This is a genomic window from Rhodococcus sp. Ni2, from assembly GCF_021352185.1.
Taxonomy (GTDB): Bacteria; Actinomycetota; Actinomycetes; order Mycobacteriales; family Mycobacteriaceae; genus Rhodococcus_F; species Rhodococcus_F qingshengii.
In genome coordinates this window covers 2,747,488-2,765,323 of sequence record NZ_WOXZ01000001.1, presented here as the reverse complement: position 1 = coordinate 2,765,323, position 17,836 = coordinate 2,747,488, and the positions used below count along the sequence as shown (strand labels likewise).

Genomic DNA, 17,836 nt, shown 5'->3' with positions numbered 1-17,836 from the left:
CGTCTAGGATTGCTCCATGGACATGCCCAAGCTCCTCGACGGGCGACTCAAACTCCGCCATCTCCTGCTCGTCGACGCATTGAGCCGTCAGGGCAGTGTGGTCGGCGCCGCTGCCGCACTTCACATCACGCAACCTGTCGCGACTCGGAGTCTGCACGACATCGAGTCCATTCTCGGCGTCTCGCTCTTCGACCGCGGCCCTCGCGGCATCACCCCGACCATTTTCGGCGAGGCCTTCACAACTCATGCACGGGCCGTGATCGCGCAGCTGACCGAAGCCGGGCGACACGTCGTCGAACTTGCCGACGCCAATCGCGGAACCGTCATCGTGGGAACACATCTCGCCGGATCCAACGTGCTGCTTCCCGGCGCTATCGCGCGCCTGAAGGTTCACCACCCGTTGCTCACCGTCGTCGTGCGCGAAGGTACGCCAGAGCAGTTGCTCACCGATCTGGAAGCGGGCCGAATCGACCTGATCGTCGGCCGGCTCACCTCACCTACCGATGACACCGCGACAAGACGGAACCTCTACGCCGAATCCGTCGAACTCGTCACCCGCGTAGATCACCCGCTCGCTCACCGCGAGGACGTCCAACTCGAAGAACTACGCGGCTTCCCCTGGATCCTTCCCGGGGTCGAGACAGTGCTCCGCCGCGAACTCGAGGAGTTCTTCGCCCGCAACGGCTTGCCGTTGCCCGAAAATCGGGTCGAGGCAACCTCTTTCCTCACCGTGCGTCAGCTACTGGTCGAGACCGACATGATCGCGGTACTACCGAGCCTCATCCCCCGCGACGATGCGCGCTTGACCACCCTGTCCATCACACTCGATCCGATCGGGCACAGCGTCGGCATCACCTCGTCGGCGACTCGCACGTCGAGTCCGTCCGCGCAGGCCCTGATCGCGACGCTGGAGTCCTTTGCAACTGAGCTCATGCGACCGTGAAACGCCGATCGGCCCGTTCCCTCCAGAGGGAACGGGCCGATGTCGGATCAACCAGGACTCAGGCGTTTTCGGAGACGCGAATCTCCTCGTGCTCCAAGCCCAGCGACGAATCGGGGACAATCTTGAACAGTGCGATGGCGCCGACCAGGCTGATCGTGCACACCCCGGCGAGATACCAGGTCACACCGACCGAAGATCCGGTGGCGTCGAGCAGAGCCGTGGCGATCATCGGTGCCAGTCCACCGCCGAGAATTGCACCGCTCTGGAGGATCAGAGACGAGCCGGAATAGCGGACCTTGGCCGGGAAGGTATCGGCGATGATGCTGCCCTGGACACAATGTGTGACCGGAACGATCAGGCCCATGCCCAGGAACGCGATGACGGCGACCATTTTGTTCTCGGTGTTGAGGAGCGGGAAGAACACGATGCACCACAACAGGATTGCGGCAGATCCGCCGATGAACATGTGCCGACGCCCGTACTTGTCGGCGATCTTTGTCCAGAACGGGATGGAAAGGAACCACAGGACTGCTGCCGCGGTCACGCTGAGCACCAGGAATTGCTTGTCGTAGCCCAGATGTTGAGTTCCGTACGACAGGGTGAACACCATGAAGGCGTACGCCACGGCGGAGTTCGCCAAGCACGCGGCAAGCGTGAGAGACAAACGGGGGAAGCCGACCTTGAGCGACTCACGCAGCGGGAAGCGGACTATTTCGCCCTTCTCCATGATCCCGGCGAATGACGGCGACTCGGTGACGCGCAGGCGAATCACCAGACCGATCGCCACCAGAACGAAGCTGAGCAGGAACGGGATTCGCCAACCCCACGAAGCGAATGCCGAGTCCGACATCACGGCGTTGGTCGTCAGGAAGATGCCGTTGGCGAGAACCAGTCCGGCGGGTGTGCCCATCTGAGGGAAACCTGCATAGAGATTCTTCTGCCCCGCCGGCGCGTGCTCCATCGACATGAGTGTCGCGCCGGCGCCTTCACCGCCCAGACCGATGCCCTGAACGACGCGCATCGCCACCAGGAGGACGGGCGCCCAGAAACCGATGGAGTCGTAGTTCGGGATGAGGCCGATGAGTGTGGACCCGATGCCCATCATCACCAATGAGACCACGAGCGTGGCCTTGCGCCCGATCCGGTCACCGAAGTGCCCGAACACGAGTCCACCCACCGGCCGTGCAATGAACCCGACGGCGAAGGTGCTGAAGGCAGCCAGCGTGCCGGCCGTGGGGCTCAGGCTCGGGAAGAATTGTTTGTTGAAGATCAACGCGGCGGCTGTGCCGTAGAGGAAGAAGTCGTACCATTCGAGAGTTGTGCCGGCCAGGGTTGCCATGGCAACTCGGCTACGGGCCGCTTTCTCCGGCAACGGCTTTCCGTCGCTCGTAGTGCTGTTGGATATCTTGTCTGACATCGCGGAACCTATCGATTGGATGGGGCAGGCGGACGATGAAGTCTGTAGTCACCGACCCCGTCTTCGGGATTGTCGGTATCACGAGCGTCGTCGATCGTTGTGTTTGGAATTGTGCTCGCTCGAGACATGACTCACAAATGCCGAATTCACCGTCCGCCATACCGGAAAAGGTATAGCCGGGGCCTCAGACGAGACCCAGGAAGCGTTCGGCATTCCCCCGCGAAATCAGTTGGCGCGCAGTATCGTCCAAGAACTCACTCTTGCGAACCACCTCACCGACCGGACGCTCCCCCAAGGGGTACGGGTAATCACTACCCACCATCACACGGTCCACCCCCACCGTGTCCACCAACAGTCGCAGCGCACGCTCGTCGAAGACGACGGAATCCACGTAGAACCTTCCCAGGTAGTGCGACGGCGGGAACTGCGACGTACCGATGATGTCGTTGCGGCCGTGCCAGGCGTTTTCCATCCGTCCCAACCAGAACGCGAAAGATCCACCACCGTGCGCAAATCCGATCTTGAGACGATCGTCGATCTTGTCGAACACCCCACCGAGAATCAGTGCGAGTATCGACAGGTGCGTTTCGGCCGGCATCGCAGTGAGCCACTGCGCCATCCAGCGATCGAGGCGCGGAGAGTTGGCCATGTCCCACGGGTGCACGAATACCGGCACGTCCAGCGACGCGCAGTGCTGCAGGAACGTCACCACGCCCTCGCTGTCGAGGTCCAGATCGCCGACATGATTGCCGATCTCGACACCGCGGTGCCCGTTCGCGATGCACCGCTCCAACTCACGGCACGCCGCGTCGGTGTCTTGCAGAGGCACCTGGCAGAAGGGAATCAAACGATCCTTCGCCGGCTCCACGATCTCGAGTGCGAGGTCGTTGAAGATCCGTGCAATGCGACTTGCCTGCTCACCGCTCCGGCCGTAGTTGAAGAACGCCGGAGTAGGTGAGACGACCTGCGTCTGCACGCCGTCGGCATCCATGTCCCGAAGCCGCACCTCGGCGTCCCAGGCATCGGACTGGATGCGGCGGAACTCCTTGGTGCCCATCATGATCATTGCTTCGGTTTCCGACTCGACCTTCAGCCACGGCGCTTGCGGCCCCGCGTCTTCGGTCAGATCCGGCCACCCGTTGGGCACGTAGTGGGTGTGGATGTCGATCAGGTTGCTCATAGCTCAGCCCTTGCCGGGATGGAGCGTGCCGCACTTGTCACACGTGCGGGCTTCTTCGCTCTCGTAGAACTTGACGAACACCGGCGGAAGGTCGGCCACGATGTCGCGCACCTGAAGTTCGACCTCGTGAATCTTGTGATCGCATTCGAGGCAGTACCACTGGAACTTCTCGAGCGTGCCTTCCTTGCGGACGCGTTCGATGACCAGGCCGATCGAGCCCGCGGTGGGACGCTGCGGCGAATGCGGAATGTCTCCTGGCAGCAACCAAGTTTCACCCTCGCGAATGTCGACGCGCTGAGGACCGTCTTCGGTCATGACATTGACGTGGATGTCGCCTTCGAGCTGGTAGAACCACTCCTCGTACGGATCGAGGTGGTAGTCGGTCCGCTGGTTGGGGCCGCCGACGACCTGCACGATGAAATCGTCTCCGAGCGCCATCGTCTGATTGTTGACTGGCGGCTGCAGGAGGTGGCGGTTGTCGTCGATCCACTTCTTGAAGTCGATGACGGGAGGAATCGTGGTCATGATGCATTCTCCGTATCTTCGGACGCCGAGCGTCGGGAGGCGGGCACGTACGCCACGCCGGAAATTTCGATGAGCAGGTGAGGGTGGGGCAGCTGGTGAACAGCCACAGTCGTTCTCGTCGGACCGTTTTCGTCGAACAGTTCGGCGTACACCTCGTTGTATCCGCCGAAGTCGTTCATCGACACCAGGTAGGAGGTGACCTGAACCAGATCACTCAGTTCTCCACCCACTTCGGCGAGAATCGCCGCGATGTTCTCGATGACGGCACGCGTCTGCGCCCGAATGTCGAGCGCCGTGGTCCCCATCTCGTCGACCGCGACGCCGACAAACGTGTTGTCGGGCCGACGCGAACTGGTCCCGGAGACATAGACGAAATCGCCGACCACCTTGACGTGGGGGAACTTTCCGCGCGGCTTCGCCAGCCTCTCGATGACCTGCGCCCCACTCATCGCTTCACACCTTTCACCGTGACGGTTCCGAGTCCGTCGATCGTGCACTGTGCGACGCCCTCGTCGAGTCGCACAGCTGCTGTGGCGGCACCGGCCAGAATTACCTGCCCGGCGCGCAACGGGATTCGGCGTCGACGAGCGATGTCGAGCAGTGCATGCAGAGCTCGCACCGGATCGCCGAGAATGGCCGACGTGGAACCGACTACCGTCTCGCCGCCGACTTCCATACGTACGGAACGGTCTTCGACGTTCTGTAGCGGCAGCCACCTCCCGATCACGTACCCGGCAGCGCTGGTGTTGTCAGCGACGACGTCGGTGTAGGTGAAGCGGAAGTCGCGGTACCGCGAGTCGATGATCTCCATTGCGGGAGCCAGTGCGTCGACGCAGGTTTCGATGTCGACGTTCGGATCGTCGAGATCGACGTCCTTCGACAGGCGGTATGCCACTTCGGGTTCGATCTTGGGATGAATGAACGTCCTCAGGTCGACTTCGCCGCCGTTGCTCACGCACATCGCGTCGGTCAACTGACCGACGATCACTTCGGAGACACCCATCTGCGCCATCTTCGCTTTGCTCGTGAAGCCGAGCTTGATGCCCACAATCGATTCACCACGGCTGGTGCGCCGTTCGAGGAGTTCGTTCTGGATCCGGTAGGCCTGGTCGATGTCGATGGTGTGTTCGTCGGCGAGGCTCGGGGTGTCGGTGCGCGTCTGCGCAGCGTCGTCGAGGCGACGCGCGAGCGCGGATACGGTGTCTTCGGGGGCTGTCATCACGCCTCGCTCATTTCTGGAAAACTTTTGCGGTTTCGATGTTCACAGTTGCACACATACATTCGTCGGTTCGGTGTAGAAGTGCAGCGAGGACTCGCCGCCCTCACGTCCGATGCCGGACAGGCCCATGCCGCCGAAGGGAGATCGCAGTTCGCGGGTGAACCACGTGTTGACCCAAGAGATTCCGACGTTCATCTTCTGCGCGACGCGGTGTCCGCGGCGCAGGTCGTTGGTCCACACGGAGGCAGCAAGGCCGTACTCGGTGTCGTTTGCGAGGGCGATTGCCTCGGCTTCGGTCTCGAACGGAATGAGTGCTGCGACGGGTCCGAAGATCTCCTCACGCACGACGCGATCCTTGTTGGTCAAGCCAGTCCACAGGGTGGGTTCGATCCAGGATCCGCCCGACAGTTCCTGTCCGAGGTCCGGAATACCGCCGCCGGTCAGCACTTTCGCGCCTTCCTGCTCGGCGATCTCGAAGTAGTCGAGTACCTTCTTCCGGTGTGCCTGCGAAATGAGCGGTCCGGTCGTCGTTGCATCGAGCGTCGGGTCGCCCAGACGCAGTCCTGCTGCCCGCTCGACGAGTCCACCGGCGATGTCGTCGAAAATGCTGCGGTGCACGTACACCCGCTCGGTGCACAGGCAGACCTGGCCGGTGTTGGTGAACACCGACTTGGTCAGACCCGTCAGAGCCTCGTCGATGTCGACGTCGTCGAACACGATCGCGGCGTTCTTGCCGCCGAGCTCGAACGAGACCGGACGGACCCGCGGGGCAACGGTTTTCATGACATGCGAACCCGTTGCCGAAGATCCGGTGAAGGTGACGCCGTCGATACCGGGGTGCGTGGTGAGGAACTCGCCGGCCGAGTTCGCACCGAATCCATGGACGACGTTGTAGACGCCGGCAGGCAGGCCGACCTCTTCGAGCACCTCGGCCAGCAACGACGCAGTCGCCGGGGTCTCCTCGGAGGGTTTGACCACCACGGAGTTTCCGCACGCGAGCGCGGGCGCAACCTTCCAGGTCAGGAGAAGCAGCGGCAGGTTCCACGGAACGATCACGGCGACGACGCCGAGCGGCTTGCGGATCGCGTAGTTCAGCGCCTGCTTGCCGCCCGCGAGATCCGTGACAAACGATTCCTGTCCCGCCGCGGCGACGATGTCGGCGAAGGTGCGGAAGTTCGTCAGGGCGCGCGCGACGTCGAGTTCGCGTGCCTGCGTGATCGGCTTGCCGGTGTCCGCCATCTCTGCGGCGACGAACTCTTCGAATCGCTCCTCGATCCGGTCGGCGGCGCGTCGCAGCAGAGCCGTCCGCTCTCGAACCGGCGTATCGGCCCAACCGTTGTCCAGAGCACGTCTGGCAGAGGTCACGGCCCGATCGACCAGGGCCTTGTCGGCCTCGTGGACCCGGGCGAGAACACGGCCCGTTGCTGGGTCGACCTGATCGAAGCTCGACGACTCGTCGGGTTCGACATAGGAGCCGTCCACGTAATTGCGGATCCATCCGTCGCATTGTGAGGTCATGGACTAACTATTGGCCCGTGACCCATATCAAACAAATGCAAAAACTGCCGCCAGCTATACCTCGATCGGCATAGATGGCGGCAGTTCGGCCACACAACTCAGCTCTGCATGTCGGCGCCGAGCGCCTCAGCGTCGCAGATACGCCAACTGCACGTTGACGGATTTCTCCGCGACCGGCCACAACTTCGGGTCCACGTCGGAGTAGACGTGTTCGACTACGTCGCGCACCGAGGCCGACTCGCCCAACGTCGACAGAGCGGCCCGCACCTGATCCAGACGCTCCTCGCGGTGGGCGAGGTACTGCTGCGAAATCGCCTGCAGATCGGGTAGGTCCGGACCGTGCCCGGGAAGAACCGTCAGTCCTTCGCCGAGTGCGGCCAGCGATCGCAGCGAGGTGAGGTAGTCCCCCAGATCGCCGTCGGAGTCGTCGAGAACTGCCGTGCCGCGGCCGAGAATGGTGTCGCCCGTCAGCACGCTCGCATCGTTCTCGATGACTATCGACACCGAATCCGCGGTATGGCCCGGCGTCGCGAGGATCCGCAACTTCAGGCCCGCTACCTCGATCACTTCACCGTCGACAAGCGCCGAAGCGCCCCCGCGAAGAAAAGTTGGGTCGACGGAACGCACTGGAGCCGAAGTCAATTCGTGGAAACGGTCCACCCCGCCGGTGTGGTCGTAGTGCCGGTGCGTGATCAAGGTCAGCGCTACCGGACCGATACCAGCGACACGTTGCAGGTGTTCCTCGTCGTTGTCGCCTGGATCGACGACAACACACTCGACGCTGCCCGGAGCGTGCAAAATCCAAGTGTTCGTACCGTCCAGCGTCATCATGCCCGGGTTGTTCTCGAGCAAGACCGAAGCGATGTCGGTGACGCGGCGAAGCTGCGCGTAGGCGGGATGGACAGTCGACATCAGCGAACTTCGACGATCAGTTCCACCTCGACCGGAGAGCCGAGGGGAAGTTCTGCCACGCCGACTGCCGAACGGGCGTGGATACCGGCGTCGCCGAGCACCTCACCGAGGAACTCGGATGCGCCGTTGATCACGCCGGGCTGGCCGGTGAATCCTTCGGCGGATGCCACGAAGCCGACAACCTTGACGACGCGAACGACGTTGTCGATGCCGACCAGGGCGTCGATGGCAGCAAGAGCGTTGAGCGCGCAGGTGCGAGCCGCGGCCTTGGCGTCCTCATCCGACACGCCCGCGCCGAGCTTGCCGGTCAGCGCCAGTTTTCCGTCGACGAACGGGAGCTGACCCGACGTGTACACGTGGTTGCCGCTGCGAACCGCGGGAACGTAAGCAGCGACGGGTGCCGCGACGGCGGGAAGTGCAATGCCCAGTTCGGCGAGACGCTCCGACCAGGTCTGTGTTGCCTCTGCCATGTGATTCAGCCCTTCGGACGCTTCATGTACGCGACGTGCTGCTCGCCCGACGCGCTCGGCAGGACGGCGACGAGTTCCCAGCCGTCGACACCCCAGTTGTCGAGAATTGCCTTCGGATTGTGGACCAGCAACGGAGTCACGGTGTATTCCCAGGAAGTTATTTCGCTCATGCGGTGAGCCTATCCCGCGTACATCTTCGGCCCCAGACTTATAGGCTCGCGGTGTGGTTGCATCCCAAGATGAGCTGAGCAGGACCTGGCCCGAGTCTGCGACGAAGGCCCGCCTGCACTTTGTGTCAGGTAAAGGCGGAACCGGTAAGTCCACGGTTGCCGCCGCGTTGGCGCTCGCGTTGGCCGAAGGCGGCAAGCGCGTTCTCCTCGTGGAGGTCGAGGGCCGCCAGGGAATCGCGCAGCTCTTCGACGTACCACCGCTTCCACCGCAGGAGACCAAGGTCGCGGCCGCCGAAGGTGGCGGTGAAGTGATGGCTCTGGCCGTCGACATCGAGACCGCGTTCCTCGAATACCTCGAAATGTTCTACAACCTCGGCTTCGCCGGCCGGGCGATGCGTAAGTTCGGCGCCATCGAATTCGCCACCACAATCGCTCCAGGCCTTCGCGACGTTCTGCTCACCGGCAAGATCAAGGAGTGCGTCATCCGCACCGATCGAACCGGCAAACGCGTGTACGACGCCGTTGTCGTCGATGCTCCCCCGACCGGGCGGATCGGCAGCTTCCTCGACGTCACCAAGGCGATGGCCGACCTCGCCAAGGGCGGCCCGGTGCATTCGCAGAGTGAAGGCGTCGTTCGGCTGCTGCACTCGCCGGAGACCGTCGTACATCTTGTTGCGCTTCTCGAAGCGCTGCCCGTTCAGGAAACCGCCGACGCCGCCGCAGAACTGGCGCGTGACGACCTCAACCTCGGTGCCATCATCGTCAACCGCGCCAGCCCGAGGTTCTTGCCCGAAGACCAACTCTCCGGTGCTGCAGCCGGCAACATCGATGCGGCTTCGATCCGGTCGACGCTCTCCGATGTCGGCATCGATCTGTCCGACGACGACTTCGCCGGCCTGCTCACCGAGACGATCGAGCACGCGTCGGTGCTCGAAGCTCAAGAATCCAGTGCGGAGAAGCTCCGCGAGATCGACGGCGCGCGGGTGCAACTTCCCGCACTCGCCGACGGCGTCGATCTCGGTGGGCTCTACGAGCTGGCCGAATACCTCACGGAACAGGGCGTGTGATGACCGAGACCACCGAGAACGTGACGGTCGGCAGTTCCAGGACCGGCCGACGCGCAGCTCCTGCCCTCGATATTTCGGCGATCATCAAGGACCCGACGGCCCGGATCGTGGTGTGTTGCGGCGCAGGTGGCGTCGGCAAGACCACGACGGCTGCGTCGCTGGCGTTGCGGGCAGCCGAAGAGGGCCGACGCGTAGTCGTCCTCACCATCGATCCGGCCCGTCGCCTCGCACAGGCCTTGGGTGTGGCCGAACTCGACAACACTCCGCAGCCGGTGAAGCTGGGTCCCGAGGCTACGGGCGAACTCCACGCGATGATGCTGAACATGCGTCGGACTTTCGACGAGATGGTCATCGAGCATTCGAGCCCTGAGAAGGCCGAGCAGATCCTGGCGAATCCCTTTTACCAAACCGTTGCCACATCGTTCTCCGGAACGCAGGAGTACATGGCGATGGAGAAGTTGGGGCAGCTGGCGTCGAACGACGCGTGGGATCTGGTGATCGTCGATACCCCGCCGTCGCGCAATGCGCTCGACTTCCTCGACGCTCCACAGAGGCTCGGAACATTCCTCGACGGACGGATGATCCGGCTGCTCTCGGCACCCGGCCGTGGCCTGACCAGGCTCGTGGCCGGCGCGATGGGATTGGCCCTGAAGGGTGTCTCGACCATCGTGGGAAGCCAAATGCTTTCGGATGCATCGGCATTCGTGCAGTCGCTCGACTCGATGTTCGGCGGTTTCCGTGAACGCGCCACGAAGACCTACGAGTTGCTGCGTCAGCCGGGGACTCATTTCTTGGTGATCGCAGCGGCCGAGCCCGACGCTCTCCGTGAGGCGGCGTTCTTCGTCGATCGCCTTGCGGGTGACTCGATGCCGTTGGCCGGTCTGGTTCTCAACCGCACTCACCCGACGTTGACGGCTCTGCCTGCCGATCATGCGGTGACCGCCGCCGACAAACTGGAAGCGAAGGAAAATGCGACCGAGGCCGAGGCCCTCACCGCAGCCGTTCTCCGCATCCATGCCCATCGGGCAGTGATCGCGAAGCGAGAAATCGCCTTGCTGAGTCGATTCACCGCAGCTCACCCGAGGGTGCCGCTGATCGGTGTTCCGTCGCTACCGTTCGAGGTCTCGGACCTCGAGGCGCTGCGCGCGGTGGGAGATCAGCTCACTCGTAAGGGCTGATCCCCCGATCGACCTGGATCAGACTGCTGAGTGATGCTGGCGCTGGTCCTCGAAGAACTCGGACCAGGAGTCGACGTCGGGGTGCTGCTTGAGCAGTGCACGGCGCTGACGTTCGGTCATTCCGCCCCACACACCGAACTCGACACGATTGTCGAGAGCATCTGCTCCGCACTGCATGAGGACCGGGCAGTGACGGCAGATGGTGGCTGCCTTGCGCTGTGCGGCGCCACGAACAAAAAGTTGGTCGGGATCGACCTCGCGGCATCGCGCCTGAGTTACCCAGGCAATTCGTGCCTCGGCCTGCTCGATGTCCAAACGGCTACTCGGGGTGGCTGTGTACATTCTGGGTCCCCTCTACAAAGTCTGACCGTCGCCATGAGGCGAGCAGCGCACCATCTCAGCCGTCTCGCGGTAGCACGTGAAAGCTGAGACACATTCGTGATCGAGTGTTACGTCGATCACACTGATCACAATTTAGGTAAAGAACGCCCCTAACGCAAGACGGTCGGGAGCATTTTTTGGTACGGCAGTACAAAGCGCGTGTTCAGGAGGTTTTGAACACCCGCAAAACACTGAAACCGGTTCCAATGGGTGGGCACACGTACTCTGTAGATCGTGTCGATTGCAAAAACAGTGGCGAAGCTCGCCGGAAGCTCCGCATTGGCGGGTGTCCTGGTCGCAGGGGTGATGTTCCCGGTGGCCGGCGGATTCGGATTCGCGTCCAATCGCGCTGCCGATACCGTCGACAATGTCTCGGCCGAACTGGTCGAAGGCACGGTCCCCGCGGTGTCCACCATGGTCGATGCGGCAGGCAATCCCATTGCCTGGCTGTACGACCAACGACGCTTCGAAGTCCCGAGCGAGAAGATCTCCAACAACATGAAGTTGGCGATCGTCTCCATCGAGGACCGCCGGTTCCCCGACCACAAGGGCGTCGACTGGCAGGGAACGCTGCGCGCCTTCCTCACCAACACGACGACCGGTGAAGTGCAGCAGGGCGCGTCGACACTCGATCAGCAGTATGTGAAGAACTACCAACTGTTGGTCGTGGCCAAGACGGATGCCGAGCGCCGCGCTGCCATCGAGACCACCCCGGCCCGAAAGATCCGCGAGATCCGGATGGCGCTGACGCTGGACAAGGAACTCACGAAAGACGAGATCCTCACCCGGTACCTCAACCTCGTACCGTTCGGCAACGGATCCTTCGGCATTCAGGACGCGGCTCAGACCTACTTCGGCGTCGACGCCGCAGATCTGACCGTTCCGCAGTCCGCGATGCTGGCCGGCATGGTTCAGTCCAGCTCCGCGCTGAACCCGTACACGAACGTCGAGGGCGTGACCGAGCGTCGTAACACCGTGCTCGACACCATGATCACGAACATTCCGGATCGTGCCGACGAGTTCCGTGCAGCCAAGGAAGAGCCCCTCGGCGTCCTCGAAACCCCCAACAACTTGCCGCGCGGCTGCATCGCTGCAGGCGATCGCGGATTCTTCTGTGATTACGCACTGAAGTACCTCTCGGATGCCGGAATCACCCGCGACCAGATCAACGAGGGTGGTTACCTCATCAAGACCACTCTCGATCCGCAGGTCCAGGCGTCCACCAAGGCCGGACTGAACGCGAACGCGAGCGCCAACCTCGACGGCATCGCGAACGTGATGAACGTGATCAGGCCGGGCCAGGATTCACACAAGGTCATCGCGATGGCCAGCAGTCGCACGTACGGACTCAATGCCGACGCCGACGAAACCGTCCAGGCGCAGCCGTACTCCCTTGCCGGTGACGGTGCGGGTTCCGTCTTCAAGATCTTCACGACCGCTGCGGCGATGGAGAAGGGCCTCGGCATCAACGCGACCCTCGACGTGCCCAAGCGCTTCGAAGCCAAGGGCATGGGTAGCGGTGGTGCGGCAGGCTGCCCGGTCTCGACGTACTGCGTGGAGAACGCCGGCAACTATCCGCCGACGCTGTCCGTGACCGACGCCCTGGCACAGTCCCCAAACACCGCTTTCGTCAAGCTCATCGAGGCGACCGGCGTCACGCCGACCGTCGACATGGCTGTCCGTCTCGGCATGCGCTCGTACGCCGATCCCAACACCTCGGGCTTCGACGAGCGCAGCATGGCCGACTTCCAGAAGGAACAAAACCTCGGTTCGTTCACCCTCGGCCCCACCTGGATCAACCCGCTCGAACTCTCCAACGTCGCGGCCACTCTCGCCTCGCACGGCAAGTGGTGCCCGCCGAGTCCCATCGATTCGGTCTTCGACCGCTACGGCAAGCCGGTGGCCGTCACCGAGCAGGGCTGTGAGCAGGTCGTCGAGCCCGGCTTGGCAGACACACTGGCCAACGCCATGAGCCGTGACGACGTCGGCGCCGGTACGTCTGCCGGTGCCGCGAGCAGCGCCGGATGGAGCCTGCCGATGTCGGGCAAGACGGGTACCACCGAGACCCACAAGTCCTCGGCGTTCCTCGGCTTCACCAACAACCTCGCTGCGGCCGTCTACATCTTCGGCGACTCCCCGACGCCCGGCGAGATCTGCTCGAGCCCGCTACGCCCCTGCTACAGCGGCAACCTGTACGGCGGTACCGAACCGGCGAGATCCTGGTTCGCGGCAATGAACCCGGTCGCCAACAACTTCGGGCCCACCTCGCTGCCCCCGATCGACGAGAAGTACGCACGGGGATCACAGAACGGCCAGGTTCCCGAGGTTGTCGGCCTGAGCCAGTCGGCGGCGACGTCGAGGTTGCAGGCGTCCGGCTTCACGGTCAATTCCGTGACCACGGCATCCGGAGCACGGGCGGGAACGGTCACCGGAGTTTCGCCGTCCGGGTCCGCGATCCCGGGTTCGACCGTCACGATCTACATCAGTGACGGCTCCGTGAGGGCTCCGGCAGCACCCGCATCCCCCGCGGCTCCGGCACCGGGCGCGACTCCCCCGGATGCGACTCCGCCGGGAGGCGAACCCGCACCGCCTGCGGGGACCCCACCGAACTGACGGCCCTGAAAACTGACGGCTCTGAAAACAAGAACGGCCGCGATCTCCGAGTGACTCGGAGTTCGCGGCCGTTTTCGGTTTCCGGTGGCGCGCTACTACAGGCGGGACTTCACTGCTGCAGAGATACGGGCGCCATCGGCCTTGCCCTTGGCCAGCGCGCTGGCGGCCTTGATGACCTGGCCCATCTGACGCATACCCGGACGCTCACCGAGCTCCTCGGACACCTGAGCGAGGGCGGTGTCGACGACGTCGACGAGTTCGGCGTCGGTCAACGGCGTCGGCAGGTACTCGTCGATGATCTGAGCTTCGGCGCGCTCTTTCGCGGCAAGTTCACCGCGGCCGTTCTCGGTGTAGATCTCGGCCGATTCGCCGCGCTTCTTCGATTCCTTTGCAAGGACTTTGATGATTTCTTCGTCGGTGAGGACCCGTGCTTCCTTACCTGCAACCTCTTCGGTCTGGATGGCTGCCATGAGCATCCGAAGGGTGGCTGTACGTAGCGGATCCTTCGCCTTCATGGATGCAACCATGTCGGTTCGGAGGGTGGCTTTGAGCGATGGTGTCGTGTCGGACATGGTGGAAACGCTACGCGCTCGGCGTTTCGAGCGTGCCGATAGTTACCTCCGCCCGGACACAATTCTCTGTGGAATAGCTGTAAAAGGCAGCGAGAGCGACGCAGAAGAACGCCACACCCGTATCCTTGAGAGGTGTCTTCCCAGTTCCGCACCAATCTGACCCGCACCGCACTTGGTGCCGCGGGCGCCGCTGCACTAGGGATCGGGTACGCATCCGGCATCGAACGCAATGCATTTGCACTGCGTGAGGTGACGATGCCAGTCCTGGCGCCCGGTTCGTCGTCGCTGCGGGTCCTCCATCTCAGCGACCTGCACATGATGCCGAACCAACGGTTGAAACAGAATTGGTTGCGTGAACTCGAAGGCCTCGACCCCGACCTCGTGGTCAACACCGGCGACAACTTGTCGCATCAGCGCAGCGTCCCGGCAGTGGTCCAGGCGCTCGGCGATCTGTTGGCTCGGCCGGGTCTGTTCGTCTTCGGCAGCAACGACTACTTCGCTCCGAAACCGAAAAATCCACTGAGCTACATCTTCAACAAGGACAAGCGCATCACCGGCGATCCCCTCCCCTGGGGCGATCTGCGGGCCGCGTTCACCGAACGTGGATGGCTGGACATGACCCACGTGCGCCGCGAACTCGAAGTGGCCGGCATTCGCATTGCTGCCGCCGGCGTCGATGATCCGCACCTGAAGCGCGATCGCTACGACACCGTCGCCGGAACACCCAATCCCGTCGCCCAGCTCAAGCTCGGCCTGACGCACTCACCCGAACCTCGAGTTCTCGACCGGTTCGCCGACGACGGCTACGACCTGGTGCTCGCCGGCCACACGCACGGTGGTCAGCTGTGCCTTCCGTTCTACGGCGCGCTGGTCACCAACTGCCAGATAGACCGATCCCGGGTCAAGGGACCATCGAAGTGGGGCGCGCACACCCAGCTGCACGTCTCAGCGGGCATCGGCACTTCGCCGTGGGCTCCGGCACGCTTCTGCTGCCGCCCCGAGGCAACTCTGCTGACTTTGGTTCCGGCGACCAGGCGCGAACCGGAGCATGTCTCCGCACACAGTTCCGCAGAGTCTCCAGCGTCGGTTCTACGCAACTGACCTGCGGACTTAATGTCAGTCGACTCGGTAATGTAAGCTAACCGAGGTTCGACACGGGGTGTGGCGCAGCTTGGTAGCGCGCTTCGTTCGGGACGAAGAGGTCGTGGGTTCAAATCCCGCCACCCCGACAGTGAAGAACAGAAATCGAGGCCCTTCCGCTTACGCGGGAGGGCCTCGATTTCGTTGACGATAAGGTGAAGCCGTGGCATCCGAACCAGACTTCGCGCACAACGACATGGCGAGCCGTAGCCGACGTGAGAAAGCTGTCGGTCTTGCCAAGTTCGCCTGGGATCGCGATATCAGTAGTGCAGAGTTGCTCGACATGCCCGACGATCGGCTGCGCAAGCTTGCGCGGGCGGCGGGCGCCAATCCGCCGAGCACGCGGGAGACCTGGACGATCGCGGCCGGACTGCTCGACGAGAAAGCCGTATGGGCAGCAGCCAACCCAGACCGTCCCGAAGCTCGGCGTAAGCATCCGGACGAAAAGATCATGTGGGTGAAGAAGCCGATCGAGCCCTGGCTGTGACAGCCGAATTCAGCGCAGCTGTGACAGCCGAATTGAGTGCAGCTGTGACAGCCGAATTCAGCGGAGCTGTGAAGCGGTGATCGGGCACGTCGATGAAGTAGTTGTGGATTGCTCCGCACCAGCCCAGTTGGCGACCTTCTGGGCCGGAATCCTCGGTGGGCAGCCGGTGGAGCGGAGCGCGGAGTGGGCGTTTGTCGACCCTCCGGGATGGACTCGCCTCGCCTTCCAGCGTGTACCGGAATCCAAGCTGACGAAGAATCGTCTACACATCGACGTCAGTGTGGATGACGTCGTCGCTGCGACCGAAGCTGCCGAGCGCCTCGGCGCAACTCGGGTCGGCACTGTCCAGCAGGACCCGGCCGGCACCTTTCAGGTGCTACTGGATCCCGAGGGAAACGAATGGTGCGTCGTCCGAAGTGCCGGAAGGGTGATTTACGCTCCGGCTACGGTTTCGCGAGCCCAACGGTAGTCGGCCTTACCGCTGGGCGAGCGGAGGATGGTTGGTACGAGCACGATCGAGCGGGGGATCTTGTACCCGGCGACGTGGGTGCGGCAATGCTCCGACAATGATTCCGTCGCAACATCTTCGAATCCCGGTCGAACCTGCACCACCGCGGCGACCTTCTCACCGAATCGAGTGTCGGGCGCACCCGCCACCAAAGCGTCGAAAACTGCCGGGTGAGTTTTGAGTGCCTGCTCCACTTCTTCGGGGTAGACCTTCTCGCCGCCGGAGTTGATGCACATCGAACCGCGCCCGAGCAGCACGATGGTTCCGTCGGCTTCCATCGTGCCCATGTCCCCGAGTACCGCCAGACGCACCCCGTCGACGACGGGAAAAGTTGCAGCAGTCTTGGCCGGGTCGCCGAAGTAGGCAACGGGAACATGGCCGGCCCGGGCGATGAAACCGACTGTGTCCGAGCCTGGTTCGATGCGACGGAATTCGTCGTCGACAAGAATCATGTTGGGGTTGGATCGAATTCGCTTGGAACCGTCCTCACCGAATTCGACGACGCCGTCGTTGCCGGATTCCGAAGCACCGAATGCATCCTTGATCACCAACCCCGGTAGTCGGGTTGTCAGTTCTGCTTTCAGGTTCGGGGAGAACAACGCGCCACCCGACCCGATCAGTTGGAGAGTCGAAAGGTCGTAGCGCCCTTCGCTTGCGGTAATGGCGTCGGCGATCGGCCGAGCAATTGCGTCGCCGACGACGGTGATTCCGGTGATCTTCTCGGCCTCGACCAGTCGCAACACTTCCATCGGATCGAAGCTGCGGGTCAGCACTCGGGGAGCTCCCATGAGGAATGCCGTGAGCAGTGAATAGATTGCGGCTCCATGCATGAGCGGCGGGATGAGTAGCAGCACAGTTGGATTGGTGTTCGCTACAGCTGCATCCACAACCTCTTCGAGGCTACGACGCGGCGGCCCGCTGAGGTTCGCTCCGGACAGGGCGGCAAAGAAGAAGTCCTCGTGCCGCCACACCACACCCTTGGGCATTCCGGTTGTGCCGCCGGTGTAGATGATGAAATGGTCGTCGTTGCTGCGAGGGCCGAAGTCGCGGGTATCAGTCTGCGCGGCAAGGGCGTTCTCGTAGTCTTCGCCGACGATCAGCACGTGGGTGATCTCCGGACACTGCGGAACCACGGCCAATGCCGTCGGCGCGAATTCCTCTTCGACCAGCAGTGCCACCATTTGAGAGTTGGTGTAGATGTACAGGAGTTCTGCATCGGTATAGCGGAAGTTGACGTTGATCGGTACCGCTCTGATCTTCAAGCAAGCCAGGAGCGCTTCGACGTACTCGACGCAGTTACGCATGTGAATACCGACGTGCTGCCCAGGCTCGACGCCCACCGACTGCAGGTGATGAGCGAGTCGGTTCGATCGCAGTTCGAGTTCGGCGTAGCTCAATCGCACGTCTTCCAGAATCAAGGGAACTCGATCGGGGATCGCATCGGCAACGGCCTCGAACAGATCGGCAATGTTCAGGGTCATCGAAATCCTCACTACACGCGTCTTCGCTTACCAGTACAGGTCTTTCGCGAAGCTA

At 62.8% G+C, this 17,836-nt stretch carries 19 protein-coding genes and 1 tRNA gene; 8 read left to right on the top strand and 12 right to left on the bottom strand.

Annotated elements, in window-relative coordinates; all coding sequences use genetic code 11:
• Positions 1-16 precede the first annotated feature (16 nt).
• On the top strand, positions 17-943 hold the full coding sequence (locus GN300_RS13430; protein WP_003943516.1) for a LysR substrate-binding domain-containing protein: 927 nt from the start codon (positions 17-19) through the stop codon (positions 941-943).
• A gap of 58 nt (positions 944-1,001) precedes the next feature.
• Here the strand turns inward: GN300_RS13430 and GN300_RS13425 are convergent, their stop codons facing one another.
• From GN300_RS13425 to GN300_RS13385, 9 genes are all read right to left on the bottom strand, one after another.
• Positions 1,002-2,360, bottom strand: a complete 1,359-nt coding sequence (locus GN300_RS13425; RefSeq protein WP_063315190.1) for an MFS transporter — start codon at positions 2,358-2,360, stop codon at positions 1,002-1,004.
• A 184-nt stretch (positions 2,361-2,544) separates the two neighbouring features.
• Entirely contained in the window at positions 2,545-3,540 is a 996-nt protein-coding gene (locus GN300_RS13420; protein ID WP_042922846.1) for an amidohydrolase family protein, read from the bottom strand.
• A 3-nt stretch (positions 3,541-3,543) separates the two neighbouring features.
• Positions 3,544-4,065 (bottom strand): 3-hydroxyanthranilate 3,4-dioxygenase, encoded by a 522-nt coding sequence (locus GN300_RS13415; RefSeq protein ID WP_003943511.1) that lies wholly within the window; start codon positions 4,063-4,065, stop codon positions 3,544-3,546.
• A complete protein-coding gene (locus tag GN300_RS13410) occupies positions 4,062-4,514 on the bottom strand; it encodes a RidA family protein (RefSeq protein ID WP_063315191.1) in 453 nt (150 codons plus the stop codon). The genes GN300_RS13415 and GN300_RS13410 overlap by 4 nt, the downstream gene beginning before the upstream one ends.
• Positions 4,511-5,284, bottom strand: a complete 774-nt coding sequence (locus GN300_RS13405) for a 2-keto-4-pentenoate hydratase (RefSeq protein WP_003943526.1) — start codon at positions 5,282-5,284, stop codon at positions 4,511-4,513. Before GN300_RS13405 ends, GN300_RS13410 begins: the two co-directional genes overlap by 4 nt.
• A 42-nt stretch (positions 5,285-5,326) precedes the next feature.
• A complete protein-coding gene (locus GN300_RS13400; RefSeq protein ID WP_020905966.1) occupies positions 5,327-6,802 on the bottom strand; it encodes a 2-hydroxymuconic semialdehyde dehydrogenase in 1,476 nt (491 codons plus the stop codon).
• A 126-nt stretch (positions 6,803-6,928) separates the two neighbouring features.
• Complete coding sequence (locus GN300_RS13395; RefSeq protein WP_007732381.1) at positions 6,929-7,714, bottom strand: MBL fold metallo-hydrolase; 786 nt, start codon at positions 7,712-7,714, stop codon at positions 6,929-6,931.
• Positions 7,714-8,184, bottom strand: a complete 471-nt coding sequence (locus tag GN300_RS13390) for a RidA family protein (protein WP_003943508.1) — start codon at positions 8,182-8,184, stop codon at positions 7,714-7,716. The genes GN300_RS13395 and GN300_RS13390 overlap by 1 nt, the downstream gene beginning before the upstream one ends.
• A gap of 5 nt (positions 8,185-8,189) precedes the next feature.
• A complete protein-coding gene (locus GN300_RS13385; RefSeq protein ID WP_003943454.1) occupies positions 8,190-8,354 on the bottom strand; it encodes a hypothetical protein in 165 nt (54 codons plus the stop codon).
• Between the two features lie 53 nt (positions 8,355-8,407).
• On the opposite strand from GN300_RS13385, the gene GN300_RS13380 reads away from it, so the two are divergent.
• Positions 8,408-9,421, top strand: a complete 1,014-nt coding sequence (locus tag GN300_RS13380) for an ArsA-related P-loop ATPase (protein WP_037130910.1) — start codon at positions 8,408-8,410, stop codon at positions 9,419-9,421.
• Positions 9,421-10,599, top strand: a complete 1,179-nt coding sequence (locus GN300_RS13375) for an ArsA family ATPase (protein ID WP_007732380.1) — start codon at positions 9,421-9,423, stop codon at positions 10,597-10,599. Before GN300_RS13380 ends, GN300_RS13375 begins: the two co-directional genes overlap by 1 nt.
• Positions 10,600-10,617: 18 nt before the next feature.
• On the opposite strand, the gene GN300_RS13370 is transcribed toward GN300_RS13375, so the two are convergent.
• The gene (locus GN300_RS13370) at positions 10,618-10,941 is read right to left on the bottom strand and encodes a WhiB family transcriptional regulator (protein ID WP_007732375.1); all 324 of its coding nucleotides are present in this window, start codon (positions 10,939-10,941) and stop codon (positions 10,618-10,620) included.
• 291 nt (positions 10,942-11,232) lie between these two features.
• On the opposite strand from GN300_RS13370, the gene GN300_RS13365 reads away from it, so the two are divergent.
• Positions 11,233-13,593, top strand: a complete 2,361-nt coding sequence (locus tag GN300_RS13365; RefSeq protein ID WP_047270021.1) for a transglycosylase domain-containing protein — start codon at positions 11,233-11,235, stop codon at positions 13,591-13,593.
• A gap of 95 nt (positions 13,594-13,688) precedes the next feature.
• Here GN300_RS13365 and GN300_RS13360 read toward each other — a convergent pair whose 3' ends face one another.
• Positions 13,689-14,165 (bottom strand): GatB/YqeY domain-containing protein, encoded by a 477-nt coding sequence (locus GN300_RS13360; RefSeq protein WP_003943491.1) that lies wholly within the window; start codon positions 14,163-14,165, stop codon positions 13,689-13,691.
• A 132-nt stretch (positions 14,166-14,297) separates the two neighbouring features.
• On the opposite strand from GN300_RS13360, the gene GN300_RS13355 reads away from it, so the two are divergent.
• The 4 genes from GN300_RS13355 (at position 14,298) to GN300_RS13340 (ending at position 16,261) form a co-directional block, all read left to right on the top strand.
• Positions 14,298-15,266: a metallophosphoesterase gene (locus GN300_RS13355; RefSeq protein ID WP_003943461.1), complete on the top strand. Its 969-nt coding sequence runs from the start codon at positions 14,298-14,300 to the stop codon at positions 15,264-15,266.
• A 54-nt stretch (positions 15,267-15,320) separates the two neighbouring features.
• A tRNA-Pro gene (locus GN300_RS13350) sits at positions 15,321-15,394 on the top strand.
• Positions 15,395-15,468: 74 nt separating this feature from the next.
• The gene (locus GN300_RS13345; protein ID WP_063315192.1) at positions 15,469-15,792 is read left to right on the top strand and encodes a hypothetical protein; all 324 of its coding nucleotides are present in this window, start codon (positions 15,469-15,471) and stop codon (positions 15,790-15,792) included.
• A 76-nt stretch (positions 15,793-15,868) separates the two neighbouring features.
• Positions 15,869-16,261, top strand: a complete 393-nt coding sequence (locus tag GN300_RS13340; protein ID WP_063315193.1) for a VOC family protein — start codon at positions 15,869-15,871, stop codon at positions 16,259-16,261.
• Here GN300_RS13340 and GN300_RS13335 read toward each other — a convergent pair.
• Entirely contained in the window at positions 16,225-17,781 is a 1,557-nt protein-coding gene (locus GN300_RS13335; RefSeq protein WP_007732369.1) for an acyl-CoA synthetase, read from the bottom strand. The genes GN300_RS13340 and GN300_RS13335 overlap by 37 nt on opposite strands.
• Positions 17,782-17,836: the final 55 nt, after the last annotated feature.